The sequence below is a fragment of the Vibrio sp. genome, assembly GCF_984391705.1.
This window is the reverse complement of sequence record NZ_CFHWOM010000145.1, coordinates 1-1850: the sequence shown is the minus strand read 5'-3', so window position 1 is coordinate 1850 and position 1850 is coordinate 1. Positions and strand designations below refer to the sequence as shown.

The following is a 1850-nucleotide window of genomic DNA, read 5'->3' as shown; positions in this document are numbered from 1 at the left end:
TTTCTTCGGCTGATAAACCGACACTTCTTGCTTTGGCCTGCAGGTTTTCAATTTGCTTTTCTACGCACTGGGCAAGAATATTGTCCAATGAGTCTAAGAATATATCTTCTTGATTGTCATCATCGAGGGGGATTTCCCAGCTCGCGAGACGAGACAGAAGTGCCTCATGTTTACTGTGTCGCCAGTGCTCTAATAACTGGCCGGTGTTGATATGGGGGTTAGTATGGCATTTATCAAGTACCTCAACGAATAAACTTAAACCAGGTAATGGTAAGTCTCGAACACTCGATAAATCCGGTACCATATCAGCATAGCTCGGATTTTGTAGAAGCAAAGCGATCACTTCTCGCATAGGGGTGCGTTTAAGCTCTTTATGCGGTTGCGGACTAGAGCTCTTGTTATGAACTCTAGCTCGTCTTAGCTGATTATCAAACCCAGTGCGCTCATCCAGTAACTTTTCGAGCAGTTCTTGGAAGTAGCTATCAGGAATTTTATTGATCAGTGCACTGGCATGGGCTCTCAACGCCGATTTACCTTCAGTTGTTCCAAGGTTTAATTGATGAATTTCAATTAGGTTGTCGAACAAGTAAGTAGAAAGTGGCGTTGCGTTTTGAACCAGTTGTTCAAAGGCCTCTTTGCCGTGCTGTCTAATATAGCTGTCTGGGTCTTCGCCATCTGGCAAGAACAGAAACTTCAGGGTATTCCCGGTCTTTAAATACTCAAGTGCATTTTCCAGTGCGCGCCAAGCGGCTTCTTTACCCGCTCTGTCACCATCATAACAACACACAACCGTGTGGGTTTGACGGAACAGCATCTGGATATGATCACCGGTTGTCGAAGTGCCCAACGAGGCGACGGAATAATCTACGCCATATTGCGCTAGTGCGACAACATCCATGTAACCTTCAACCACCAAGACTTGAGGTGGCTCACGGTAAGCCTGTAAGACTTCGTAAAGACCGTATAGCTCTTTGCCTTTATGGAAGATCGGAGTCTCAGGGGAGTTGAGGTACTTTGGTGTTCCATCTTCAAGAACACGGCCACCAAAACCAATCACTCGACCACGACGATCGCGAATCGGGAACATGATGCGTCCACGAAAACGGTCGTATCGGTTACCCTTGTCGTTTTCGATTAACATGCCGCCTGTGACCAGCATGTCCTGCGCTTCTTTTTGTTGACCGAAATTCTTACGAACTAAATCCCACTCATCGGCGACGTAACCAATCCCAAACTTCTGTACGATTTCGCCCGACAGACCTCGATTCTTGAGGTAATCAATCGCGGGCTTGCTCGCTGATAGCTTGAGTTGTGAGCGGTAAAATTGGCTGATACCACCCATTAAGTCATATAGGTTACGCTTTTGCTCCGTGTTGGCACGCGGCTGAGTTGAAATGGCACCGCTGCGCTGCTCTCGAGGGACTTCTAAGCCAAGAAAGCTCGCAAGCTCTTCAATGGCCTCAACAAACTCGAGGCGTTCGAACTCCATAATGAAGTCGATGGCATTACCGTGTACGCCGCAACCAAAACAGTGATAGAACTGCTTTTCTTGGCTTACGCTAAAAGAGGGAGTTTTTTCGTTGTGAAACGGACAACAAGCACTGTAGTTTTTGCCCTTTTTCTTAAGTTTTACGCGTGCGTCAATGATGTCGACGATATCGAGACGCGCGAGGAGGTCATCAATGAAACTACGTGGGATAATTCCAGCCATAAAACCTTAGAAAAATGCACTAACTGAGAGTGATGATAATATAGTTTGAATAGGTAGCAGATACAAACAAGCCGTGCGTTCCATAGGATTGCACGGCTTGTTGCAATTTGATTTGGGATTAAGCGAGTTTAGAACGAAC

General features: G+C 46.2%; 1 protein-coding gene. It reads right to left on the bottom strand.

The genetic code is table 11. The features are described 5' to 3' along the window. The coding region (gene dnaG / locus AC4MRV_RS22005) for a DNA primase (protein WP_491189397.1) at positions 1–1711 on the bottom strand (1711 nt) is incomplete at its 3' end. Positions 1712–1850: the final 139 nt, after the last annotated feature.